This window comes from Rhodothermus bifroesti (assembly GCF_017908595.1).
Lineage (GTDB): Bacteria > Bacteroidota > Rhodothermia > Rhodothermales > Rhodothermaceae > Rhodothermus > Rhodothermus bifroesti.
Map to the genome: position 1 here is coordinate 751127 of NZ_JAGKTL010000001.1, position 23463 is coordinate 774589.

Here is a 23463-nt window from a genome sequence, read left to right on the forward strand (position 1 = left end):
TGCTTACAACCGAGCACCCCAACTACTCTGAGGCCATCGGGGCTTGAGGCGTCAGGTAGCGCATAAAAAACTCATAGATGCGCAAGATGCGATCCATGCGCCGTTTGGGATCGCCAGAACGCGACAGCTCGTGCCCCTCGTTAGGGTAGCGGACGTATTCGACAGGGCGGCCTAGAATTTTTAGGCTTTTGTAGAGCATTTCACTTTGCGAAACTCCCGTGCGCAAATCCTGGTCACTGTGCAGAATCAGCAGCGGCGTGCGGATCTGGTGTACCCATGTAATGGGGGAGTTATGCAAGATGAGGTCGCGTACAGCAACCGTATCGCCGTGGAGCAGGGCCAGCGTTTGGGTATCCCAAGGATAGCCGCCGAAGTGCCAAGGCACCAAGCGCCAGGCATTCCCTTCGCCGAGGAAAGTTTGCAGGTCATAGACGCCCCGCTGGGCTACAGCAGCTTTGAAACGGTGATCATGCGCTACGATCCAAGCGGTTAAATAGCCTGCATAGGAGCCGCCGGTAACCACCTGGCGTTCTGGATCGATCCAGGGCAACCGGGCAGCCGCGCTGGCTGCGGCCAGTACATCCCCTGCTGGTCCCTCTCCCCAATCTTGGTAATTGGCCCGGCGAAAAGCGTAGCCATAGCCCTCGGAACCTCGCGGGTTTGAGAAAACGACCGCAAAGCCCTGGCTGGCAAAAAATTGAAACTCATGCCACATGGTGGCTTCGCCGGGTCCCCACATGGCGGCAGGTCCACCATGGATCTGCAACAGCAGTGGATAGCGTTTCCCTCGCTCAAAGAAGGCCGGTCGCATAACCCAGTACTGAATGGTTAGCGTATCTCGGCGCACGGTAAAGGCTTCGGGTCGGCTTAGCCGCTTATGGCGTAGCCAGGAGGCGTTGTGTTCAGTAAGGCGTTGCGGTCGTCTAAAGGCCAAATCGGCCGCATAGAGTTCGTAGGGGTTGGTCGCTTCGGTGAGGATGTAGTAGACGGTAGCGGCGCTCAAGTCGTATTCTCGCACGCCTTTATCAAAGTCCAATAGACGTTCAATCTTAGGCTCTAGACGTACGATTTCGTTGGCTGAAAAGCGAGCCCGCGAGACTGCGGTGGTGTCGGGCAGCCCTTGCCCAGGCTGAGGAGGATGCAAATCGAAAAACGAAATGCGGTAAAGCGGGAACCCACCGTTTGAGGGCGCCACAAAGTACAGGTAGCGCATATCGGGCGCCCATTTCAGAAGGCCTGCTGTGCGGTCAAAGTGTAGCGTAAGGAACTCTGGGGGATGGCGGCCGTCGAGCCGGAACAGGCCAATTTCGGTTTGGGCGTAACCGGAATCAGCCAGCGGTGAAGCCAGAAAGGCAACCCATTGGCCGTCGGGCGAAGGCCGAGGTGAAAAAAGGGCATAGCCGTCGATATGCAGCAGCAGATGCAGCCGTGTTGAGTCGACATCGATCAGGTAAAGATCACTCCCGCGCGCACGATCCGGGTGGCGTGTAGAGTCCAGCAGCGCTGCAGCGATAACCTGCCGGCCGTGCGGCAACCATTCTGCATCTGTAAACGAAAAGAACCCTTTCGTTAGGGCTCGAGGTTGCGCATGGGGATGCGGCGCTACGACGTACAAATGCTGGAAACGGAGCCGGGGTTCAAGGACTTGTTCTCCTTGCAGGTTAAGCCGATAAAAGACGCGCGGGTTATCCTCTGCTTCATTTTGGGCCAACCAGGCGCGCATTTCTGCTAGCGAGCCATCCGGATGTGGACGGGCTCCGGCCGTGTCGGTTGCCGCGCGCGCTGGGCGTTCCTCGGGCCAAGGCGGCGAGCCTTCTGAGCGACGCACTTCGTTTTCAGTAAGCGAGGCCGAAAAAAGTAGCAACGAGCCATCGGGGCTCCAGCGAGGCCGCGAAGCGCCATGGCGAAAGTCGGTGAGCTGATAGGCTTCCCCACCAAAGACCGAGATTAAAAAAATCTGAGATTTACCATTGATCGGTCGAACGAAGGCAATTCGGTCGCTGTCGGGGTGCCAAGCCGGCTGGCTGGCGGTTCGATCGCCATAGGTATAGGCACGTGCAGGACTGCTGCCATCGGTAGGCAGCACGTAGAGATGCGTGTGGTAGACGTAGCGAACGGAGGGTTCGGTCGCCGCTGTATCGATCTGCCGTACGATGTAGGCCACAAAGCGACCGTCTGGTGAAACGGTCAGGTCTTCAAGCTGACGAATGCGAAGCAAATCGGTAACGCGGATGGGCTCATGGCCTTCTTGCGCATAGGCTGCAAGCCCAATCAGCCATAAAGCAACCAACAGCCAACGTCTACGCATGGTGGCTTATCCCTCTTGAGTACACCTTGGAAGGGCAAAGATACGATCTATAAGTTAAAAAAGGGGCAATGGCGGCTTAGGCAAGTCCTAGCAGACGGCCGCCTTGGTAGACCAGTAGCGAGAACAGATAGGCCAGTGCAAACATGTAGCCCCACATGACCGCTGGCCACTTCCAGGTGTCCAGCTCACGTCGGGCTACCGCAAGCGTGCTCATGCATTGCAGGGCGAACACGTAGAAGACCATCAGACTGACAGCTACCAGAGGCGAAAAAGCCGGATCAGCTCGCAGGGCATCGCGCAGGATGATTTCATTTTCCCCTGCGTGGGCAACGCCATAGATTGCAGCCATCGTGCCCACGATGACTTCTCGGGCTGGGAAGGAAGAGATGATGCCGGCGGTGATTTTCCAGTCGAAGCCCAGTGGTCGCATAAGGGGCTCTAGCGTATGGCCAAGACGCCCAATAAAGCTTTGGCGAATTTGCTGTGCAGCTTCAGCATCGATAATGGGAAAAAGCTGCTTTTGGTAGGCAGCCTCCAGCGCTTCGAAAGCTTCCGCAGGAGCACCTGTGGCGCGGAGGCTATCCTGAGCCTGTAGGTACCAGGCTTCTAGGGCTTGGCGTTGGGCTAAGAGCTCAGGATCTAAAGTTGCCTTGGGGAAGCTCGCTAAAAACCAGATTACAATGCTCAGGCCAAAGATGATTTTGCCTGCACGGGTGACGAACGCTTTGGCGCGTTCGAGCATTCGGTAGAAGATTTGCTTGAGCTGAGGGGCGCGGTAGGGGGGCAGCTCCATGACAAAATAAGCACTTTCCCCTTTGAACACGAACGTTTTGAGCACCCAAGCGGCAACGAAAGCCATGCTGGTACCCAGCAGATACAGGCTAAGCAAGGCCAGTCCCTGAGCATTCAGTGGGCCAAGTACCGGTATATTGGGGATAAAGGCTGCAATGAAAAGCGTGTAGACAGGCAAGCGCGCTGAACAGCTCATGAGCGGCGTGACCATGATCGTAATGATTCGGTCACGTTCGTTATCAAGCGTGCGGGCAGCCATGATCGCTGGGACGGCACAGGCGTAGCCGCTGAGTAGCGGCAGGACCGAAGCGCCACTTAAGCCCAGCCGCCGCATAAGCCGATCCATGATAAATGCCGTACGGGCCAGGTAGCCGGTGTCTTCCATAAGGCCCAGGAAGAAGAACAAAAGCAGAATCTGAGGCAAAAAGACGAGCACGTTCCCCACACCGGTAATGGCTCCGTCGACGACCAGATCCTCTAAGAAGCCGTCGGGCAGTAGCACGCGCGCTTGCTCTCCAGTCCAGGCTACGGCGCTTTCGATGGCTTCCATAAAGGGCACAGCCCAGCTAAAGATGGCCTGGAAGATAAGCAGTAGGATGCCTAGAAAGATGAGCGGACCGGCAATGCGATGCGTGAGTACGGCATCTATGCGGTCTGAGAGTGTGCGCTCTCGGGCATCGGGCCGTTTGCGCAGCACTTCGGCCACCAGCGGGCTCAGCCAGGCGTAGCGGCCGATCATTTCGGCTTGGCGATAGGGGACTTTGCGGGCTTCAAGCGTTTGGCGGGCAGCCAGCACAGCCTTGTAGAAACGCGGCGCACGCAGGCGCCATTCGTCCAAAAGGGTATCGCTGGTAAGCGCACTCAGGGCTTCGAAAAAGCGCTGGCGTTCGGGTACATCGGGTGCTTCTTCCCCCAAGTGTTGGGCTAGCGTCTCAACGACCGAAGCCACTGCCGGCATTAGCGTCCAGCGTCGCTCAGGCGAAGGTAAAGGCACGCCGCGCAGCAGAGCTTCCTTGAGCTGATCAATGCCTTGGCCTTTGCGGGCCACCATAGGGACGATGGGGACCCCCAGGCGTTTGGCCAGCGCGTCAACATTAAGTTCTAGGCCATTTTCAGCCAAGGCGTCCATCATGTTGAGCGCGATCACAACCGGCCGCCCCAGGTCCATAATCTGCGTGACCAGGTAAAGATTGCGCTCCAGGTTCGTGGCGTCAACCACGCAAACAACCACATCAGGGGCCGGCTCACCCCGCATGCGGCCTACAAGCACGTCGTAGGCTACGCGTTCGTCGATCGAGCGTGGGTTGAGGCTGTAGGTGCCCGGCAGATCAACGATCTCAACAGCTTCGTGCCCTACTAGGCGGCCGCTTTTGCGTTCAACGGTTACGCCAGGATAATTGGCAACCTTCTGGCGCAGGCCAGTAAGCAAGTTGAAGACAGTGGTTTTGCCAACATTCGGGTTTCCAGCCAACGCAACGCGGCGTACAATAGCTGGGGCCTGGCCATCTAGGGCAGAAACAGTGGTAACGGGCTCGTGACAGCTGCCGCTCATAAGCGCTCGACCAGGATCAGCTCAGCCTCGTGTTTGCGGATGGAGAGGTGAAAGCCTCGGACTTTAAGATCAATCGGGTCGCCTAAGGGGGCTAGTCGAACCAGCTCCACAACGGTGTCGGGCAAAAGCCCCATCTCAAGAATGCGGGAGGGCAGGTGATCTGTCACATAGCCCACGACACGACCCCGCTCACCTGGCTGGAGATCTCGAAGCGTGGCCATCGTTATTGTTTAGGCGGGTACAGCAAAAAGCCGCATGGCAATTTCTCGTTGAAGAGCTAACCGGCAGGCACCAACGCCCAAAATGCACTTGTCAGTATTGAGCATCACGCATGCTCGGCAGCCTTCACGCACACCCAGTTCGCGCAGCCGCTGCGCCTGCGCATCGTCAAGGGCCAACCAGGCAATTTCTACGTATTGCCCCTGTTGAAAACACGTCAGCGGGACGGCCTCACGCACCATGACGCTGCTCCAGCCAGTCTCTTTTTAGACAAAGTCTAAATGATCATGCGTAAAGATGCAACGCTCGGATAGGGCGGAGTTTCCTTTTCAAGAATTATTGACGGCGGCTTCGACAGGTTGCAGCTTGAGGTCGCGCAGGCGCAATTGCACGCGCGTTTGGCCCTGCCAATGGTTTTCGTGAATCGAGAACGCCAGGGCCAGGGGGTATCCTTTTCGGCGGCTGCGGGTCACAAGGGGTAGGAGTTTGCCTAGTCCGAAGCCGACCACTTCAAAGGGGGGATCCTCCGGATAGGCCCGCTGGCGTACGTAGAACTTTAGGTGTTTGTTTTCAGAACCGACCAGCTGGGGCTCGCCGACCACTTCTAGATCGCGCGCCATAAAAAGTGGCTCTTCGTTTTCTGGGCCGTAGGGTTCAAATTGCCGCAGAATGCGGTAGAAACGCTCGTCGAGCGCGTGCAGGTCGACCAAGGCATCGATTTCCAGTCGGGGGGTGAGTAGGTCTGGCGTTAGGCGTGCCCCAACAGCTTCGTTGAAGCGTTCGCGAAAGGTTTCTAGGTTTGCTTCTTCCAGGGCCAGTCCGGCAGCATAGGTGTGGCCTCCGAATTGGAGCAGCAGGTCTGCGCAATCGTGCAGTGCTTCGTAGATGTTGATGCCGGCTATAGAGCGTGCTGAGCCCTTTAGAATGGAATCAACAGCGCAGAGCAAAATGGTGGGACGGTAGAAGTGTTCGACAATGCGGCTGGCTACAATACCGATAACGCCCAAGTGCCACTCGGGCCGATAGAGCACCAGGGCGTGGCGATTTTCACATGCCGTAATTTGGCGTTCGGCCTGTGCAATCGCTTCACTGAGCGTCTGGCGGTCGAGTTGTTGCCGTTCGCGGTTAGCGGCATCCAGCTCAGTAGCTAAGGCTTCGGCCACTGCTTCATCGGTGCTTAGCAACAGGGCCACAGCCCGGTTGGCATCGCCCAGACGTCCAGCCGCATTAATGCGCGGGGCCAAGCCAAAGACCAGGCCATGCATGGTGAGCGTTTCTAGGGGCCAGCGAGCCTTTTGGGCCAAGTATTTTAGGCCTGGGCGTGTGCTTTGGCGCAGGTGGCGTAGCCCTTCCGCCATGAGGATGCGGTTTTCGCCGGTTAGCGGCACGATATCGGCTGCTGTCGAGAGGGCTACCAGATCGAGGTAGGCAAAGGCGGCTGCCTGAGATTGCCCCAGCACATGGAGTGTGGCCTGTACAAGTTTGAAGGCTACCGCACAGCCAGAAAGTTCAGGGAACGGATATGGGCAGTCGGGGCGTTTGGGGTCGAGTACAGCAACAGCTTCGGGCAGCTTGGCCCCAGCCGTATGGTGGTCGCAGATAATGAGATCGACGCCTTGGGCGCGTGCATAGGCTGCCTCTTGGGCAGCGGTGATCCCGCAGTCCAATGCGATAAGGAGGCGGGTGCCTGCTTCCAAGGCTTCTTCAAGAGCTTTCTGGGTTAGGCCGTAGCCGTGCCTGAAGCGGTTGGGAACGAAGTAGCGGACAGGTACGCAGTGCTCTTGCAGAAATGCTGTCATCAGTGCGGTGGCTGTGGTGCCGTCTACGTCGTAATCGCCGTAGACGAGCACAGGCTCCCGGTCCGTAATAGCACGGGCCAGCCGATGAGCCGCAGCTTCCATATCGGCCATCAGAAAAGGGTCGTGCAACGCCTCCAAACGGGGACGGAAAAAGCTGCGGGCCGCTTCAAAGCTCGTAATACCCCGTGCAACCAGCGCGCGTGTGAGCGGCTCTGGTAGCTGGTTGAGGGCTGCACTAAGGGCCGTAACAAGCTCTGGACTTGGACTGGCCTTTCGGACCCACCGGTATTTGTGCATGCGCATGCAGCAGGAATATCAAGGCTAACTCTCCCAAAGTTACCGGTAGGGCCCTTTACAGCGCAACGGGAAAATAAGGCTGTCGGGCAGCTTCGAGCAGGCGAGGTAGGATGCGTACGGGGGCTTGCTTTGCCCAGGCGCGGAAGCGGGCGGTAACTTCGGTGGTTTTGACAGGTACGTCCTGCGGTGGCAGCATCGCCAGCAAGGGATCTAGGTCAAACTTCGGGCTCCATAGGCCTCCACCCAGCGTGACCAGGTCATGCGCATTACAGCGCTGCTCAAAGTGTCCTTCAACTGGTACAACCAGCAGGGGCTTGCCCAAGTACAGCGCTTCGGAGACGGTTTCGAAGCCCGCCGTCGTCACAACCGCTCGGCAACGGGCCATGTGCTCTAGAAAGCGTTCCGCATGCAGGTGATAGAAGACGATTCCGGCTTGAGGAGACCAGCCATCGGGTTGGTCTGTGTTGTCCCAGAAAACGTGCAGTTTAAGCTCAGGGTGCTGCTGCTGCCAGCGGAGGAGGTCTTCGGCGTAGCCGCGATTGAGCAAGTAAACCAGGATAAAAGGTTCTTCGAGCCCTAAGGGCTGTTGAAACAGCTCAGGACGCAGCAGAGGCGGTACCACGTAGAGCCGACGGTGGGGCAAGTCAGGCGTTTCGTAGAAAGAAAGCGCCAGATGCAACGCGCTGGGGGGCGCTGTAAGTCGCGTGTACGTGCGCAGCAGATAGCGTTGGAGCTTTAGCCCGGGTGGAAACGGGTAGGCCGAATGCAAAAAGAAATATTGATGCCCAATGCAAACCAGCGGGGGTAGGGACTGCCAAGATCGGTACAGCAGCCCCGTAAGCACTTCGTAAAAATTCACCACCAGATCAGGTCGATAGGCCGCCAGCGCCTCGCGTAGCTGCTGCAGGCTATGACGAAATGCAGATAGGCGACGCAGGTTGGTTGCCACGGTAGAGCCCATCCGAATGCCCCGAAAGCGATGGTCAAACGCAAAATTAGGAGAAGCAAACGGGTGAACTGGCTCTGTAATGGCGTTAAGAAAGAAGGACGGAAGGGCGCGCTCTGGACTATGACCCACCAGCACGGCAGCGACTTCGTGACCAGCTTCGCGGAGCAAATGCCGCAACGCTAAGGCTTGCGTGAGATGTCCCCGTCCTTCCCCTTGGACAACAAACAGCACCCGCAGCGGAGCTTCAAGCGTCATGCTGACAACAGCTTATTAGGCAAGATACTGCCTAAACTTCAATAGGCATAGGGGGCTTGTCAAGGAATCCCAGCCAACAATAGCTACTTTATTACCTTTGGGCGTAGTTAGAGTTGGAGTAGCGGGACACCTGTACAACAGGGATGCGATCTTGCCGTTGATGTCCGTCGCCTACAGGTTGTGCAGAGACCGATTCCGCTGCCCAATACACGATCTCCAGCCGACCATCAAAGTGCTCGACCAGGGCTGTGCAGCTTTCAACCCAATCCCCGGTGTTGGCGTACAGAATCCCGTCAATTTTGCGCAGCTCGGCATGATGGATATGGCCGCACACCACCCCTTCGACGTCATACTTCCGCGCCTCGTTCACAATAGCCTGCTCGAAGTCAGCGATGTACTGCACGGCTTTTTTGGTGCGGTACTTCAGATAGGCTGAAAGCGACCAGTACGAAAGGCCCAGCCATCGGCGCACTTGATTATACCACCGGTTGAGCCCTAATACCAAGGCGTACACACCAGCCCCCAGGCGTGACAGCCAAGGCGCATACCGAATGATGCCATCAAATTCGTCCCCATGCAGGACCAAAAGCTGGCGACCGTCCGCCGTGGTGTGCAAAGCGCTGGGGCGTACAGTGATTTCGTCGAGCTTTAGGCCAAAATACTGCCGCGCAAATTCGTCGTGGTTGCCCGGGATGTAGATCACATGGGTACCTTTGCGCGCTTTTTGCAGAATTTGCTGCAAGACGTCGTTGTGATAGGAGTCCCAATACCAATGCCGCTTGAGCGCCCAGCCGTCAAAAATATCTCCTACCAGGTACAAATAGTCGGCATTGTTTTGGCGAAGAAAATCACAGAGAAAATCGGCTCGGCAGGAACGCGTGCCTAGATGCACGTCGGAGATCCAGATCGTACGGTAATAACCACGCATCGTATTTAGAGCGAAGCCTGTCGGCCTAAAGTTTAGGGGCGCAACGTTAGCAAATGATGATTAAAACATCAGTAAATGGTTGTCTTTTAGGCATCTATGCTTTAGAGCCAGCCTTGGTGGCGGTACCAAGCGATGGTTTCTTGAATGCCTTCTTCAAGGGGGACTTGCTGTCGGTAGCCGAAGTCTCGACGGGCCTTGTCGACGGTGCACATCTTGCAAGCATATCGAATTTCACGGGCTTTTTCGCGATTGAGGGGGGGATAGGTGCCCGTAAGATGTCCGGCAAATTCCACCAGTGCGCCAACAGGTTCAACCAGAAATGGGGGGATGTGGACTGTTAGCGCTCGGCGACCTAAGGCGTGTAGCGTAGCCTTGCGGATTTCGTGCCAGGAGTAGAACTGCTCGCTACTAATGAAATAGGTTTGGCCTGTGGTGACTTCCGACTCGGCAGCATCGACCATGCCGCGTACTAAGTCGCGCACATGCACCAGGCTTAGCTCGGGCTTTTGACCGCAGCCGATGATGGGGCAGATGCCCCGGCTGACCATCCGGAAAAAGGTGTAAATGTCAGCTTCGCGGGGGCCGTAGACGGCTGGTGGCCGCACCACCACGATGGGCAGGCGTTCGGCGTACACGATGCCATCGGTGCGTGGAGTCCACAGGGCCTGTTCCATGAGGGCTTTACTGCGGCCGTAAGCGCTGATAGGATGCAATGGGGTCTCTTCGGTAGCGATGCCTTTGGGGCAGTAGCCTACGGCAGCCAGGCTGCTGGTGATGAGCACTTTGCGCACATGAGGGTTGGCTTCAAGTAGCGCGCCTAGGAGGTTCAAGGTTGCAGTGATGTTGCCTTGCTCAAACGTTGCCCAATCGCGGGCCCGGGTAACGCCAGCCACATGAAAGACGACGTCTACGTCCCGAAGCGCATGCCACAGCACCTCGATACGGGAAAAGTCTCCCCGGACGGGTACAATGTCGAGTCCTTCGAGCCAGCGCAGTTGGTTGCGAACCAGGCAGCGCACTTCGCGGTAACCGCGGCGCAGCAGTTCTTCCACCAGGTGACTTCCAATAAAGCCGGTTCCGCCTGTAACAAATGCGATACCTCGGTGCATAGGGGGTGTTAGGCTTGGCAGGCGCGTAGCGCGACAACGCACTCAACGTGGTCGGTGTGTGGAAACAGATCCACGGGCTGCACGGCCTCAATGCGATAGTGTTCACGAAGCAGCTTTAGGTCGCGCGCCTGCGTTTGGGGATTGCAGCTTACGTACACCAAGCGCTCAGGCCGAAGCTGAGCAATGCGGCGCACCACTTGAGGATGCATACCGCCCCGGGGCGGATCGACAATGATCACATCAGGGCGACCGTGCATGCGCACAAACTCGGGCGTGAGCACCTGGAGCAGATCGCCAGCCACAAACGTGCAATTGGGGATATGGTTAGCCGCCGCATTGGCCCGGGCATTTTCTACTGCCGAAGCCACCAGTTCAACACCTACCACATGACGCACGTGCGGCGCGATGAAGATCGAAATGGTCCCTGTGCCGCAGTATAGATCGTAGACCAGATCCTCCGGTTTGACTTCGGCCAGCTCGCGCGTGACCTCATAGAGTCGCTCAGCCTGTTCGGTGTTGGTCTGGAAAAACGCCTCTGGCGCAATTTCAAACTGAAACGGGCCAATCTTATCATGAATGACTCCTGGGCCAAAGAGGATGTGCGTAGCTTCGCCGTAAGCAACCTGCGCAGGGCTGGTGTTGATGGTATTCACCAGTGTGGTGACTTCGGGAAAGCGTTGCTGCACGAAAGCCTTCAATTCGGCCATGCGGACTGTGTCGTAGCGGCTGGTGATGAGGTTGACCATCACTTCGCCAGTTCGGGTGCCGGTGCGGACAACCAGATGGCGCAAGTAGCCCGTGTGGCGACGGATGTCCCAGGGCTCCCAATGTTGTTCTTTGAAAAAGGTCCGCAGGGCATTAAGCAGGCGGACGGTGATCGGTTCAGGTAAGTGGCACTCTTCCAGATCGATGACTTTGTAGAAGTTGTTGGGCACGTGCAATCCTACAGCGAAGTGGCGGTCGAGCGGTTGCTGGCTAGCGATTTCCTCAGGTGTGAGCCAGCGCTCGGTGCTAAAGGAAAACTCCATTTTATTGCGGTAGCCGTAAATGCGTGGTGAAGGTAGGGTTGGGCGCACCGCTACCCCATCGAAGCCGCCGTGATGCACAAGCGCTTCATAGACGCGCTGTCGCTTGGCTTCGAGCTGGGCCTCGTAGTGCACGTGCTGCCACTTGCAGCCGCCGCAGGTGCCAAAGTACCGGCAGCGGGGTGCTGTGCGCAGCGGGCTAGGCTCAAGCAGCTGGACGATACGCGCTTCAGCATAGCTGGCCTTGCGCTTGGTGACGCAAACGCGCACCCGGTCGCCCGGTACGCCGCTTTCGATAAAAAGCACATAGCCGTCTACGCGGGTGAGCGACTTCCCGCGGTCGGCAAACTTTTCGATGCGCAGCTCCAGTTCGTCGCCTTGATGCAGCACGTCTCGTTCAAGGAAGCAGCAAAACAGGGCAACAGTACCCCGCAAGAGGGGTGCAAGTTCAGTCTTAATCGGTGAGGAGCGAGGGCAGCTGCCGTTCAGCTTGTCGACCGGCTTCCAGCCACCATCGCAAGGCCTGGGGACGGTCGGCGCAGGCAGCTAGAACGCGCACCAGTTCGACCTGGCGTGCAGCCACGTAGCGTGCCAGCGCTTGTAGAACGTTGGCGCCTTGAGCTGGATGGCGCTTAAGCAGCAGTTTAAGATCAGGGCGAAAGAATCCTAGTACTTGGACGTCGGTTACGGCCTGAGCTGTTTCCAAGCGTCGAAATGCTCCTAGTAGGGCAAGATGACCACAGGTGTCGTATTCCCCTAGGCGGGCCAATTCGTGGGGTGTCCCCGCGGCGTCTATCAGCAGGCGGACGGTTCCTTGCAGGATGATGTACATGCCTAGCCCTGGATCGCCTTCGTAGTAGAGCACTTCTTGACAACGATAAGTGCGCTGATGCAAGAGCGGGATTAAGGTGCGCAGCGTGGCTTGCGGTAAGTATTGAAAAACAGGAACGCGGCGCAGCACGTAGAGCAATGCTCGGGTGCGTTCTGCCTCTTGCGGACGCGCGACATGCTGGTAAACGCGTTGCAGGCTGTGCCAAAGAGGATGTAGCATGACAGTTCCGCTAAAACGTATGGCCGATGCCAAAGTGCAACATTGGTCGATGCAAGCCGTCAGGGAGCAGGACGGTTCCCGTGCGTGCAGGATCGTGGATGCGGTAAGCCAGGTCTAGACGCACAATAAGATATTCCCAAGCTAGGCGTAAGCCTAACCCGCCGCTCCAGGCCAGCTCGCGATAAAAACGGTTGAAGCGAAAACGCCCGGCATCAGGGCCTGGATTTCGGGGGCCTAGCCACACGTTGCCGACGTCGGTGAATACAGCACCGATCCAGTCAGCTGCTAAAACGCGGTGCAGCATGCGTTGCCGTAGCTCTCCGCTGAGTTCAAGTTTGATTTCGCCGCCCAGCAGGTTAGCGCCGTCTACGTTATCCGCAAAGCGGACGCGCCCAGGGCCTAATCCGCGTAGCGACCAACCGCGGATGCTGGAGGCGCCCCCGCTGTAGAAGCGGCGGTCGAAAGGAATAACATCCGCTTGGCCTAAGGGCTGCGCCCATCCGGCCTGCAGTTTCCAGGCTAGGACCGTGCTTTGGTGTAAAGGACGGTATTGCCTTAAATCGACAGCCAGGCGCACATAAGGGCGGTATAGCAGCCGGTTCCCTGATGCGGCTTGCCGAAAGAAGGGCAGCCCAGGTAGCGTACCTTCATGCATCCCCGGCGTAAAAACGTAGCGGTCTAGGAGCTCCGACAGCAATGCTCCAGCCTCGAAGGTTAACTCGTAAATATAGCCTCGGTCCCGCAGCAGTGGGTTCAGCCGGGCAGCCTGGAGCGTATAGCGCAACGCGTCGTTAATCTGAGGTACAGTGTAGTCATCCAAAAGCTGGGCACGCTGGACGGGGTCCTCAATGGGACGCAGCACCTCATCGAGAAAAGCGGCGCGAAAACCGCTTAGCGTATCTGGGTTGCTCAGGCTAATGTCGATCAGGTCGATCAGGGAAGTAAGCGCGGCGGTGTGCTGGAGTTCAAGCCGAAAGCGGGCTGTACCCCGACCGCGAATTGCCAAGCGCAACGCATCTCGGCGAGCAGTAAGCCAGCTAAGCGAAAGCCGGGTACGGGCATCGTAAAGCCGTAGCCAGCGTTCAAGCCCGCCAAAAGGGGTTATGGCGTAGGGGTAAAGCAACGAGGCCGTGAGCTCAATCTGGGCTGAAGTGAGGAGCCCTTCTTCAAAGTTGCCTGCAATGGAGCCAGAGGTGCGTAGGCTGAACGTTTCGGCATTGCCCAACAGGTTGGCATTTTCGTAAGTCGCGGCTACACCGGTTCCGAGTTCATTTTCAGTGCCGGTTAGGGGGCCGCTGCGTTGCAGCATGAACGTCTCCAGGCGCAAGCGATGGCGGGGCCGCGTTGTTAGCGTGATCGCCAATGGCAGCCGTGGAGCAGCTTCGCCAAGAAGACGTGTTGTATCGGTCCATAGCGGAGCAAAGCGTACATAGGTAAACAGGCCTGTAGCCTCTAGCCGACGGCGCGCATTAAGCAGTTGCGCATAGCTGTACCACTGTCCAGGCTGTATGCGGAGCATGCGGATTAAGAACGCGGACTTGAGTCGACTTTCCTGGCGGCGGGTAATGATGGCGTGCCCTGCAGCAAGACTGTCGGCTATAGGAGGAAGCGCAAGCGTATCTCGGTCGAGGTGCAGTTCAGGCTCTGGTCCATCGACTTCAATGTACAAATCCCCTAGGCGATAGCGGGGGCCTGTACTTGCTTGCAGGATAAGGTCAAACGAGTCTGGGCGAGCAGGTATCACAATAGCACGGATCGAATCGCGCGTTACCGCGGCAAAACCCGCGTTCCAGAGGAATTCCATTAGATGCCGACGTTCTTCCAATAGGGTCAGCTCTGAGTAGCGTTGCGCTTGAGCGCGTCGGTGCAGTAGCTGCTGAGGATCAACAGGGCGATGGCGCAGTGCCGAGCGCTGCATCAACGTGCGTTGCTCAATGGGCGTCAGGTGTTCTAGTCCAGCGTAGGTAATTTGCCGCAAGAACGTCGGGGGTCCTTCGTGGATGCGAAACGTAATGCGCAGCAAGCCTGGCCGTAGTGTATCATACTGGGCCTCGACGCGGGCTTGCGGAAAGCCTTCCTGGTGGTAAAACAACGTGAGGCGCTCCAGGTCGGCAGCAACCAAGGCAGTGTCGTGATAGGCCGGGGGTTCACCGCTGGCCATCAGTGCCCGGCTGAGCGCACCACCCAGGCGGCCGGAGGCGCCCAGCTCATAAAGCCAAAGCCACCAAGTCAGGCCAGGGATGCCCAGAAACTCTCTGTTGGCCGTGGTGCGCACGTAAAGCCGTAGCGTTTCGTCAGAGAAAGCACGGTTACCTTCCAAGCGCACGTCATGGACCCGCCAGGGCAAAAAAATTTGCTGCTGGGTTTGTCCCCACGTGGGGAAGCTACCCAGCAGCCCCCAGCTAAATAACACAAGGACAAGCACGTAGCGTAGACAGGGAGAGGCCGGATGACCGACGGGCGTCGATGCGCCGTCTATTCTTCCTCGTAGTAGAAATCGTCGTCGGCCGTAGGATAATCCGGCCATATTTCTTCAATGCTCTCGTAAGGCTCCCCGTCGTCCTCCAGTTCCTTGAGGTTTTCGATTACCTCGATGGGTGCACCCGTACGCTCGGCGTAGTCAATGAGTTCATCGCGGGTGGCCGGCCAGGGTGCATCCTCCAGGTAGGAGGCCAACTCCAGTGTCCAGTACCCCATCGTCGGCACACAGGTTTGGTTAATAATATTCACACACTCCCTTGGGGCCAGCACAATAGCATACCGACCCGAAAAAAGCAAGAGGCTAATGGGCTGCCTTGGCCTTTTTCCCTATCGGCGAAAAAGGAAACGGGTTCCCAAAATGACACCGCAACAGAGAAATTTTTTTGTTCAGTCTAGCGAAATCGTAGACCGTTCAGCAGCCTCCAGCAAACGCTGGTATTCATGGGGTGTCATGCTGGGGGCCACAAACTGCAGTGGATTTAATGGCCGTCCTTGACGATCGCGAACTTCGTAGTGCAGATGAGGACCCGTAGAATAGCCCGAGTTTCCACTCAAAGCAATTTGATCGCCACGTTGCACTTTTTGTCCAGGACGCACGAGGATTCTGGAAAGGTGCCCGTAGAGCGTTTGGTATCCCGTAGCCGGATGATCCACGATGATGTAGTTGCCGTAGCCGCTGTTACGGCCAGTTTCGCGGACAACGCCATCGCCTGGGGCATAAACAGGAGATCCGTAAGGCAGAAGGATATCAATCCCCTCGTGGACCTTGCGGACGCGTAAAATGGGATGCAGACGCATGCCAAAGCCCGAAACCACAGGGCCATCTGCCGGCAGAAGCGCGGGCATCTGGCGGCGCCAAACTTCACGCCGTTCAGCCAACGTTAGCAATTCGCGGAAGCTAGCATTCTGCAGTGCAAGCTGGCGTTCCAAGGCGTCCAGTTTTTGCGAGGTTTCCCGCAGTAGGGTGGCAGTAGGTTTGCTAAAACGGTCAAAAGCCGCATAGGCATCGCTTCCGCCTATACCGACCTGGCGTACGTCTTCTGAGATTGGCTCTGCCTGGAGCAACGTGCGATAGAGCGATTGGTCGTGCGCCGCTAGCTCGTTGAGCCTGTCGGCAAACTGATCCAGTTTTTGCGTCATGCGGCGAAGCTGAGCCCGAAGGGCTTCGTTTTCAGCTTCTAAGGCCAGCTCACGGGGTGTAGCCAGCCGACCCCCGATCTGCCAAACGATCACGCCACCTATCCCTAGGATAAGCACCAAACCGATCAAGATCCAAAGCATGCGCCGGGACGAAGGCGGACGCACCTCGACAAACGAGCACGTGGCGTGATCGAAGTAATAGTAGCGATTTTTAGACATAACAACAGCCTACTTACACCACGGCATCGCACTGGCCTTCTTTGCCAAAAAAATCGTACCCGAAAAGCGCTATCTCTGGGGTCACCCGGCGGGGCTATGCCTTAGAAGGCCAAAACGTTCAGGAAAATACAGGCCTGATCCTTTTCTGTCAACAGGGGTTAAGTGGACAATGCGATAACTTTGGTTTCTTTTTTACGCATCGGTAAGTTTATTCGTAATCTTGCTCAAAGTACTCCGTTCCACGAAGCGGCACTGAAGAGGCCTTTTGACGGATGCGTTCACTCAAGCGACGGGCAAACACCTCAGCCGGGTCGTAGCCGTAATGGCGCAACAGGTGGTTCATGGCGATTACCTCGCAAAGTACAGTGATGTTTTTGCCCGGGGTAATTGGAACTTTGACCATAGGCAGCTCCACGTCCAACAGGCGATAGGTCTCTTCCACCATGTCGAGCCGGGTGTATTCTGCGGTAGGATCCCAAAGCTCCATTTTCACAACAATTTCAATGCGCTTCTGAAAGCGAATGGCCCTTACGCCAAACATGGCACGCACGTCAATAAGCCCTAGCCCCCGTACCTCCATAAAGTGCTGGACCAGGTCGGTGCCGGTGCCCATCAGTACGGTTTCTTCCTTTCGGGTGACAATCACAACGTCGTCAGCGACTAACCGGTGGCCGCGTTCGACCAAGTCGAGGGCTACCTCACTTTTGCCAATGCCCGGTTTACCGATAAGCAGCAGGCCAATGCCGTAGACGTCGACAAGCGATCCGTGGACAGCCGTCTGCGGTGCAAACTGATCATTCAGAAAGTCGCGGAGCAGGGCCATAAAGCGCGTTGAGGGTACCGGCGTGCGATAAATTGGCACTCCGGCTTCGGTGGCCATCTGCACCAGTTCGGGATCCAGTTCGTTGTTATCGGTAAGGAAAATGCATGGAATGGGGAACTGGAGCAAATTTTGGAAGGCCTTGCGTCGCTGTGCTGGGGACAAGTGGCGCAAATAGCGGTTTTCAGTGTTGCCCAGAATCTGAACGCGCTGGTAGGTAAACAGCTCTGTATAGCCTGCCAGGACTAGTCCAGGGCGGTTTAGTTCGCTTTCGACGACCAGGCGCAGCGTGTCGTCGGCTGCGTTAACCCGCTCGATAGGAAGGCCTACGGTCTTTTGGAGATGTTCGACCATGAAGGCCACCGTGATGGAGTCTTTGCGGTAGACTTTAAAGGGCTGGTAGGGCATGGCCGGCAAAAGGCTGGTGGTTAAGGCACCGGAATGTGGGCTAAGAGCTGTTGAACGATGTGATCGCTGGTGATGGACTCAGCTTCGGCTTCGTAAGTGAGCACCAGGCGATGGCGCAGCACGTCGGGGGCTACGGCGCGCACGTCTTCGGGGGTTACAAAGGCGCGGTGTTGAAGAAAGGCATGGGCACGTGCCGCTAGGTTTAAATAGATTGTAGCTCGGGGGGAAGCACCAAATTCCAGATAGGGGCGCAGCATGCTCAGCCCGTAGGCCTCTGGGTCACGTGTAGCTACGATGAGATCCACCATGTAGTGTTCCAGGCGTTCATCTACATAAAGCATGTTGAGTGCTTCTCGGGCGCGCAAAATGTCGTCTCCAGAGGCTATCGGCTGTACGACGGGTAGACCATTGGTACGGGCCATGCGGCGCATAATAGCCAGTTCTTCTTCGCGGCTAGGGTAGGGTACGTGAAGCTTGAGCATGAAACGATCCAGTTGTGCCTCGGGCAAGGGATAGGTCCCTTCTTGCTCAATGGGGTTTTGCGTGGCCAAAACTAAAAACGGTTCAGGCAGGCGAAAAGTGGTATCTCCCAAAGTGACCTGCCGTTCCTGCATGCTTTCCAGTAAGGCACTTTGCACTTTAGCCGGCGCGCGATTGATTTCATCGGCCAAAATTAAGTTGGCAAAAATTGGGCCTTTACGGATCGAAAAGGTTCCTTCCTTTTGATTGAAGTAAAGGGTGCCCAGCAGATCTGCTGGGAGTAAGTCGGGAGTGAACTGGATGCGCTGGAACGATAGTTTTAGCGCGCGGGCTAGGGTGCTGACGGTTAGGGTTTTGGCCAAGCCGGGTACGCCTTCCAAAAGCACATGGCCACCGCAAAGCAAACCGATAAGTAGGCGGTCAATGAGATAGTGTTGGCCCACAATGACGCGCCCGATCTCTGTGCGTAGCGCATCAAGGAAAGCGCTGGTGTGTTCAATGTGGGTGTGAACGCGAGCCAGGTCAAAAGCGGACATTGAGCACAGCGTATAAACGTTTTGCGTCGTGTCTACCAAGTCTTGGGGTGCAGTTGGGTTCCCTTTAGAACAGTAGGGTTGCCGGGCAGCGTCCGAAATGGGTTTCGCAGCTTTGCTGCATGCGTTCAAGAAAGAGGGGTAACTGAAAAGGACGGCCGGCCACCAGCACACCATGACCGTAGCCGTTCATTGAAGCCCCAAAGATACCTTCCAGGCTCATAGATTCGGCCACGGAAACAATTAGATCGGCTTCAGCGCATGAAGCTTGCCAGTCGTGCCGTAAAGCGGCATGCGACATGAGCAGCAGCGTGCCTAGCATTTGCCAGTCTTGGTTCCGAATAGCAACCACCATGCGTTGCACCCGCTGGTTTTCAGTGACCAAATAGCGTACTACAGGACGAAGGCGATGAGGTAAGAGTGCTTGGGCCCGGGGCAGGTCGCGGTGGGCCAATTCTCGCAAGGAAGTGAGCTCCCGGAAGCCGCGGCGTCGCAGGATTTCAACCACGCGCTGGGCTAGTTCTTGTTGTTGAAGATGGAAGGCTGGGGGAGGCAGCAAGGTGCATCCTGCATCCACCATGAGCCACCGAAGGACCTCAGGAGCTGGGCCCTCTAGGGTGAGCAGTTCAAGCGTCTCAGTATCGATCAAGAGAAACATTCCTGGCTGGGCTGCAGGTGCGGCAGCACCCAAGAGATAAGCTACGCTAAACGGAGCGCCTAAGCAGGAAGACACCATCGAGGCTAAATGCCGCGGCTGGACGCTAAGCATAGGCTCCGCTGCCTGCAAGCAACGCAGCAATGCTATGCTCAGTGTGCTTAAATAAAGCTCTTGGCTGAACGCTGGTGCGCTGCTGTAGACCGCAATGTCCAGGGGCTGCTTCTGCGGGGTCAGTTGACGCAGGAGGGAAAAGATCAACACCACGTGAAGCGGCCAGTCGGGTGGGATGGGCTGGTCGACCCTGAGCGTCCATAGGGTTTGTTCTTGATGGAAAAGGAGGCGACTTTCGGGACCCGGGGCAGGGCATGCAGCTACGGCAACGCCTTGAGGGATAGAGAAAAGCAGTGCAAAACCGTTGAAGTAGTGCGTGTGGGCAGCTAAAAGTCCTGCAGCCCCATGGGCAAACCCTACGACAGCCTGATCGGTCTGCTCGGGTGCCAGATGGGCTAGCAATGTGCGGCTTTGTTGCTGGTGCGCTTCGGGCGTTGGTGGCACTTCATGCTGCCAACGCGTCATCGCTTCTCGATAGGCCCGCACAACAGGACTCTCCCCACCGTTCCACGTAAACGGTTCCATACCGCGTTCGTTCAGATCATCTGCTCAACATGCCCGTATAGAAGTAGCAACGGAGGGTTGCTTTGATAGGAATACGTTTAGTTTGGCATGGGGGTTCGGTTTAGCACAGCCGATCGCCTGGATGCAGCGTATATCCTCTTAAAAAAGCGTCGGCAGGTAGGGTGCGACGACCTTCCTGTTGGAGCTCCAAAATCTCTACGGCACCCTCGCCGCAAGCCACAATGAGCTGTCGATCTGCTTTGAGGACAGTGCCTGGAGCACCACTGCCTTCGGTTGGACGAGAGCGATACAGCTTAAGGAGCCGGCCCTCGTGCAGTGTCCAGGCACCAGGGTTAGGAGAAAGGCCTCGGATGTGGTTGTGGACCATAAGCGCCGGGCGGTCCCAAGGAATGCGGGCCTCTTCGCGCGTGAGCTTAGGGGCTAGTGTGGCTTGGGCCTCGTCTTGCGGCTGCGGATGCGCCTGGCCGTGTTCGATCAAACGTAAGGTTTCGACAACCGCCTCAGCGCCCAACAGCATCAGCCGATCATGGAGCTCCCCCGCTGTTTCTTCAGGACCAATAGGAGTGCGTTTTTGCAGGAGGATTTCGCCTGTATCGACCTGGGGCTTGAGGAAAAACGTGGTCACCCCTGTTTCCGTTTCTCCTGCCATAATTGCCCGGTGAATCGGTGCTGCCCCCCGATAGCGGGGAAGAAGCGACGCATGCAGGTTAAAGGCGCCCAAGCGGGCTTGGGTGTAGACTTCCGGTGGCAGGATTTTGAAGGCGACCACCACAATCACGTCCGGCGCTAGCCTTTTGATCGCTTCAGCAAAGGCTGGATCGCGCACGGATTCGGGTTGTAAAATGGGCTGCAGTCCTAAGCGCTGGGCTGCGATTTTTACGGGGGGCGGCGCTACGTGCAGGCCTCGGCCACGCGGACGATCGGGACCTGTGACTACGGCTACAGGTCGGTAGCCGGCTTCGACCATCCGTTCCAGTGAGGGCACGGCAAATTCCGGTGTGCCCATAAAAATGATGCGCAGCGTCGCGCTATCCTTCATAGCGCCGGAAGGCTATGGTTGCATTGTGTCCGCCAAAACCAAAAGCATTAGACAGTGCTACGCGGATTTCGCGCCGGCGCGGCACGTGGAGCGTGTAATCTAAATCGCAAGCAGGATCCAAGGTTTGGACGTTGATCGTAGGGGGTACGGTTTGGTGCCAAACGGCCAGCACCGTAGCCACGGCTTCTACAGCACCTGCCGCTCCCAGGAGGTGGCCTGTCATGCTTTTGGTGGCCGAGCAGCTTAGGCGATAGGCATGTGCTCCAAAGACAGCCTTGATGGCCTCCGATTCGATTGGGTCGCCCAGAGGGGTCGAAGTGGCGTGCATGTTAATATAGTCCACTTCTTCGGGCGCAATGCCGGCATCTTGCAAGGCATGCAGCATCGATTGGCGAGCACCGCGCCCGCTCGGCTCTGGTGCAGCAAAGTGATAGGCATCGTCCGACATGCCAAAGCCAATAAGCTCGGCATAAATACGTGCTCCTCGGTCTAAAGCATGTTCGAGGGTTTCCAGAACCAGTGCGCCAGCGCCCTCGCCGGCCACAAAGCCATCCCGGTCTTTATCGAAGGGGCGACTGGCCGTTTGCGGATCGTCGTTACGCGTTGAGAGTGCCTTCATTGCGTTAAAACCTCCAATGCCGAGCGGCGTGATCGGCGCTTCGCTGCCGCCGCACAGTACGACGTCGGCATGTCCGTGCCGCAGCAGCATGGTCGCATCGATCAGGGCATGGTTGCTCGTGGCGCAAGCTGAAACAACAGCATAATTGGGTCCACGCAGGTCGTGTTCAATCGCAATCAAGCCAGCGGCCATGTTTGAAATCATCATGGGCACAAAAAATGGCGACAGTCGCTGCGGTCCTTCTTTTAGATAGAGGGCAGTTTGCTCCTCAAATAACCGCAGGCCTCCAATACCAGAGCCAAACACCACGCCAAAACGTTCCCGCGCCTCATTCGACAAGGTGCTGGTATCGATACCGGCATCCTGAAGTGCTTGGCGAGCAGCTGCCAAGGCATACTGTGCATAAGGATCTAGCCGCCGTGCCAGCTTGCGATCCATGTAGTTAAGCGGGTCAAACCCCTTAAGCTCGCAGGCAAACCGCGTGTCGAAGCAGGAAGCATCGAATCGGGTAATGGGGCCAGCACCGCTTTCGCCACGCATCATCGCTTCCCAGAAAGCCTGCGCAGAAAGCCCAATAGGGGTTACCGCACCTAAGCCGGTAATGACAACACGCCGTGGCGTAATTTTATGGGTAGGAACCATAACCTTTGAATCGTTCGTTCGAATAATTGGCTCATTTGTACGTTATGCAGCTTGCCGGGCTTCCATCGCTTCAAGCCAGGCCGCTGTAAAAAACAAAAAAGTCACCTAAAAGTCAGCATGTAGTTTATTGTGTCTTGGGACAAACACGATGCGCATGCAGCAAGGACCGCTCCGTCTTGAGCTCGTTCAAGGCGATATTACGGCGCAGGCCGACGTAGACGCCATTGTCAATGCCGCTAATGCTCAGCTTATGCCTGGAGGTGGTGTAGCTGGTGCCATCCATCGTGCGGCTGGACCCGAGCTGGCAGAAGCCTGCCGACCGCTGGCCCCGATTCACCCCGGCCAGGCGGTAATTACACCAGCTTTCCGATTGCCCAACCGCTACGTGATCCACGCGCTGGGACCGGTTTATGGTCGTGATGAACCCTCGGATGCCCTATTGGCTGCTGCCTACCGCAATGCCTTGCATCTGGCCGATGCGCATGGTTTGCATAGCGTAGCATTTCCAGCCATCTCTACGGGAGCTTTTGGTTTTCCTTTGGAAGCTGCTGCACGAATTGCCCTAAAGACGGTTCTGGAAGAAGGCCCGAAGTTGCAGCATCTACGCCTGGTACGGTTTGTACTTTTTGATGCGCCAGCGCTTGAGGTGCATGTGCGTGTGCTTAAGGAGCTTATGGCAGCATGAAAAACGTATTACGCATTGGGCTGATTGGAAACGGGCGTGAAGCGCAGCGACGCCTAGCTACGGTGCGGGCAGTTTGGCCTCAGGCTCGGGTGACGCGTCTGGCACAAAACACGCTGGACTTTCCCGAAGCAATGCTGGTCGACTGGCTACGGGCGCACGATGTGGTTTTGGTGGCTGTGCCCCCGGCCGAACGTTACCGCGTGTTGGAGCTGGCTATTCGCGAAGGCGTGCACTGTTTTGTAGACGGACTGCCAGCCCCCTCGTTGAAAGACTTGGAACGGCTGGGGCGGCTGGCCGAAGAAGCCCACGTGGAGGTTGGCGTTAGCCGTCCCTGGCGATTCCATCCCAAGCTGCACGCAAGCACGAGAGGCGTTCCTCCATTGCTGCTCGTGCAGCAGCGCATTGGGGGTGGAGGGGTTGTTCCTTGGCATGCGCGGCTGGCAGAAGCGATTGATTTATGCTGTGCGCTGGCGCGTTCCTCCAGCGTGCTTCAGATCGATGGAGAGGCGGTGCGTGGCAAATCTTGGATAGAAGCTGTGGCGTGCAACGTGCGTTTTCACAGTGGTACCTACGCCCAGATCCTGTTGTGGCAAGAAGCAGGCCCATCGCTTTTGGAGTTGTACTTAGGCTGCACTGGTGCGCCTTGCCGCCTGGTGCTAGAACCTGCAGCAGCAGCTTCTGAACAAGCTGAGATGCAAGCCTTTCTAACTGCCTTAGCGATGCAGCAGCCCGTTCCCGTCTCTTTGTTGGAAGCCTTGCAGGTGTTGCATATCGTTGAACGTTTGATGCCCCGCCTGCGTTAAGCAGGCGACAAGGAGT

20 protein-coding genes are annotated in these 23463 nt (G+C 57.0%); 2 read left to right on the forward strand and 18 right to left on the reverse strand.

Annotation, left to right across the window (positions count from 1 at the left end):
- Window positions 1-22 precede the first annotated feature (22 nt).
- The 18 genes from J8E65_RS03245 to fabF all read right to left on the reverse strand — a co-directional run bounded on the left by J8E65_RS03245 (window position 23) and on the right by fabF (window position 21959).
- The gene (locus tag J8E65_RS03245) at window positions 23-2308 is read right to left on the reverse strand and encodes a S9 family peptidase (protein WP_210373922.1); all 2286 of its coding nucleotides are present in this window, start codon (window positions 2306-2308) and stop codon (window positions 23-25) included.
- 76 nt (window positions 2309-2384) lie between these two features.
- Entirely contained in the window at window positions 2385-4652 is a 2268-nt protein-coding gene (feoB, locus tag J8E65_RS03250; RefSeq protein WP_210373923.1) for a ferrous iron transport protein B, read from the reverse strand.
- Window positions 4649-4873 (reverse strand): FeoA family protein, encoded by a 225-nt coding sequence (locus J8E65_RS03255; protein WP_210373924.1) that lies wholly within the window; start codon window positions 4871-4873, stop codon window positions 4649-4651. The genes feoB and J8E65_RS03255 overlap by 4 nt, the downstream gene beginning before the upstream one ends.
- A gap of 9 nt (window positions 4874-4882) precedes the next feature.
- A complete protein-coding gene (locus J8E65_RS03260) occupies window positions 4883-5113 on the reverse strand; it encodes a FeoA family protein (protein WP_210373925.1) in 231 nt (76 codons plus the stop codon).
- Between the two features lie 87 nt (window positions 5114-5200).
- Window positions 5201-6973: a single-stranded-DNA-specific exonuclease RecJ gene (recJ, locus tag J8E65_RS03265; protein WP_237181575.1), complete on the reverse strand. Its 1773-nt coding sequence runs from the start codon at window positions 6971-6973 to the stop codon at window positions 5201-5203.
- Window positions 6974-7022: 49 nt separating this feature from the next.
- A complete protein-coding gene (locus J8E65_RS03270; RefSeq protein ID WP_210373926.1) occupies window positions 7023-8171 on the reverse strand; it encodes a glycosyltransferase family protein in 1149 nt (382 codons plus the stop codon).
- Window positions 8172-8262: 91 nt separating this feature from the next.
- Window positions 8263-9099 carry a UDP-2,3-diacylglucosamine diphosphatase gene (locus J8E65_RS03275; protein WP_210373927.1) on the reverse strand — a complete coding sequence of 279 codons (837 nt, stop codon included), beginning with the start codon at window positions 9097-9099 and terminating at the stop codon, window positions 8263-8265.
- Window positions 9100-9200: 101 nt separating this feature from the next.
- The gene (locus tag J8E65_RS03280; protein ID WP_210373928.1) at window positions 9201-10208 is read right to left on the reverse strand and encodes an NAD-dependent epimerase/dehydratase family protein; all 1008 of its coding nucleotides are present in this window, start codon (window positions 10206-10208) and stop codon (window positions 9201-9203) included.
- Window positions 10209-10216: 8 nt separating this feature from the next.
- Entirely contained in the window at window positions 10217-11623 is a 1407-nt protein-coding gene (gene rlmD / locus J8E65_RS03285) for a 23S rRNA (uracil(1939)-C(5))-methyltransferase RlmD (protein WP_210373929.1), read from the reverse strand.
- Window positions 11624-11687: 64 nt separating this feature from the next.
- Entirely contained in the window at window positions 11688-12284 is a 597-nt protein-coding gene (locus J8E65_RS03290) for a Crp/Fnr family transcriptional regulator (RefSeq protein WP_210373930.1), read from the reverse strand.
- A 10-nt stretch (window positions 12285-12294) separates the two neighbouring features.
- Window positions 12295-14631 carry a BamA/TamA family outer membrane protein gene (locus J8E65_RS03295; protein WP_237181576.1) on the reverse strand — a complete coding sequence of 779 codons (2337 nt, stop codon included), beginning with the start codon at window positions 14629-14631 and terminating at the stop codon, window positions 12295-12297.
- A 128-nt stretch (window positions 14632-14759) separates the two neighbouring features.
- Window positions 14760-14981, reverse strand: coding sequence for a DUF2795 domain-containing protein (locus J8E65_RS03300; RefSeq protein WP_014068011.1), 222 nt, complete (start codon window positions 14979-14981; stop codon window positions 14760-14762).
- A gap of 171 nt (window positions 14982-15152) precedes the next feature.
- Window positions 15153-16124 (reverse strand): M23 family metallopeptidase, encoded by a 972-nt coding sequence (locus J8E65_RS03305; protein ID WP_210373932.1) that lies wholly within the window; start codon window positions 16122-16124, stop codon window positions 15153-15155.
- 208 nt (window positions 16125-16332) lie between these two features.
- Window positions 16333-17352 carry an HPr(Ser) kinase/phosphatase gene (gene hprK, locus J8E65_RS03310; protein ID WP_210373933.1) on the reverse strand — a complete coding sequence of 340 codons (1020 nt, stop codon included), beginning with the start codon at window positions 17350-17352 and terminating at the stop codon, window positions 16333-16335.
- A gap of 20 nt (window positions 17353-17372) precedes the next feature.
- The gene (locus J8E65_RS03315; protein ID WP_210373934.1) at window positions 17373-18368 is read right to left on the reverse strand and encodes an AAA family ATPase; all 996 of its coding nucleotides are present in this window, start codon (window positions 18366-18368) and stop codon (window positions 17373-17375) included.
- A 64-nt stretch (window positions 18369-18432) separates the two neighbouring features.
- The gene (locus J8E65_RS03320; RefSeq protein WP_210373935.1) at window positions 18433-19659 is read right to left on the reverse strand and encodes a galactokinase; all 1227 of its coding nucleotides are present in this window, start codon (window positions 19657-19659) and stop codon (window positions 18433-18435) included.
- A 100-nt stretch (window positions 19660-19759) separates the two neighbouring features.
- Complete coding sequence (gene fmt, locus J8E65_RS03325) at window positions 19760-20698, reverse strand: methionyl-tRNA formyltransferase (protein WP_210373936.1); 939 nt, start codon at window positions 20696-20698, stop codon at window positions 19760-19762.
- Window positions 20688-21959 (reverse strand): beta-ketoacyl-ACP synthase II, encoded by a 1272-nt coding sequence (fabF, locus tag J8E65_RS03330; protein WP_210373937.1) that lies wholly within the window; start codon window positions 21957-21959, stop codon window positions 20688-20690. Before fabF ends, fmt begins: the two co-directional genes overlap by 11 nt.
- A 148-nt stretch (window positions 21960-22107) precedes the next feature.
- On the opposite strand from fabF, the gene J8E65_RS03335 reads away from it, so the two are divergent.
- Together J8E65_RS03335 and J8E65_RS03340 are read left to right on the forward strand one after the other, a co-directional pair.
- A complete protein-coding gene (locus J8E65_RS03335; protein ID WP_210373938.1) occupies window positions 22108-22644 on the forward strand; it encodes an O-acetyl-ADP-ribose deacetylase in 537 nt (178 codons plus the stop codon).
- Window positions 22641-23447: a Gfo/Idh/MocA family oxidoreductase gene (locus J8E65_RS03340; RefSeq protein WP_210373939.1), complete on the forward strand. Its 807-nt coding sequence runs from the start codon at window positions 22641-22643 to the stop codon at window positions 23445-23447. Before J8E65_RS03335 ends, J8E65_RS03340 begins: the two co-directional genes overlap by 4 nt.
- The last annotated feature ends 16 nt before the right edge of the window (window positions 23448-23463 follow it).

Bases quoted from the DNA above. Each gene is read 5' to 3' on its own strand.
- recJ (WP_237181575.1), bottom strand. From the start codon at position 6,973: ATGCGCATGCACAAATACCGGTGGGTCCGAAAGGCCAGTCCAAGTCCA.
- J8E65_RS03305 (WP_210373932.1), bottom strand. From the start codon at position 16,124: ATGTCTAAAAATCGCTACTATTACTTCGATCACGCCACGTGCTCGTTT.
- J8E65_RS03340 (WP_210373939.1), top strand. From the start codon at position 22,641: ATGAAAAACGTATTACGCATTGGGCTGATTGGAAACGGGCGTGAAGCG.
- feoB (WP_210373923.1), bottom strand. From the start codon at position 4,652: ATGAGCGGCAGCTGTCACGAGCCCGTTACCACTGTTTCTGCCCTAGAT.
- fmt (WP_210373936.1), bottom strand. From the start codon at position 20,698: ATGAAGGATAGCGCGACGCTGCGCATCATTTTTATGGGCACACCGGAA.
- J8E65_RS03270 (WP_210373926.1), bottom strand. From the start codon at position 8,171: ATGACGCTTGAAGCTCCGCTGCGGGTGCTGTTTGTTGTCCAAGGGGAA.
- J8E65_RS03280 (WP_210373928.1), bottom strand. From the start codon at position 10,208: ATGCACCGAGGTATCGCATTTGTTACAGGCGGAACCGGCTTTATTGGA.
- hprK (WP_210373933.1), bottom strand. From the start codon at position 17,352: ATGCCCTACCAGCCCTTTAAAGTCTACCGCAAAGACTCCATCACGGTG.
- fabF (WP_210373937.1), bottom strand. From the start codon at position 21,959: ATGGTTCCTACCCATAAAATTACGCCACGGCGTGTTGTCATTACCGGC.
- J8E65_RS03335 (WP_210373938.1), top strand. From the start codon at position 22,108: ATGCGCATGCAGCAAGGACCGCTCCGTCTTGAGCTCGTTCAAGGCGAT.
- J8E65_RS03260 (WP_210373925.1), bottom strand. From the start codon at position 5,113: ATGGTGCGTGAGGCCGTCCCGCTGACGTGTTTTCAACAGGGGCAATAC.
- J8E65_RS03320 (WP_210373935.1), bottom strand. From the start codon at position 19,659: ATGGAACCGTTTACGTGGAACGGTGGGGAGAGTCCTGTTGTGCGGGCC.
- J8E65_RS03275 (WP_210373927.1), bottom strand. From the start codon at position 9,099: ATGCGTGGTTATTACCGTACGATCTGGATCTCCGACGTGCATCTAGGC.
- J8E65_RS03300 (WP_014068011.1), bottom strand. From the start codon at position 14,981: ATGGGGTACTGGACACTGGAGTTGGCCTCCTACCTGGAGGATGCACCC.
- J8E65_RS03315 (WP_210373934.1), bottom strand. From the start codon at position 18,368: ATGTCCGCTTTTGACCTGGCTCGCGTTCACACCCACATTGAACACACC.
- J8E65_RS03245 (WP_210373922.1), bottom strand. From the start codon at position 2,308: ATGCGTAGACGTTGGCTGTTGGTTGCTTTATGGCTGATTGGGCTTGCA.
- J8E65_RS03255 (WP_210373924.1), bottom strand. From the start codon at position 4,873: ATGGCCACGCTTCGAGATCTCCAGCCAGGTGAGCGGGGTCGTGTCGTG.
- J8E65_RS03290 (WP_210373930.1), bottom strand. From the start codon at position 12,284: ATGCTACATCCTCTTTGGCACAGCCTGCAACGCGTTTACCAGCATGTC.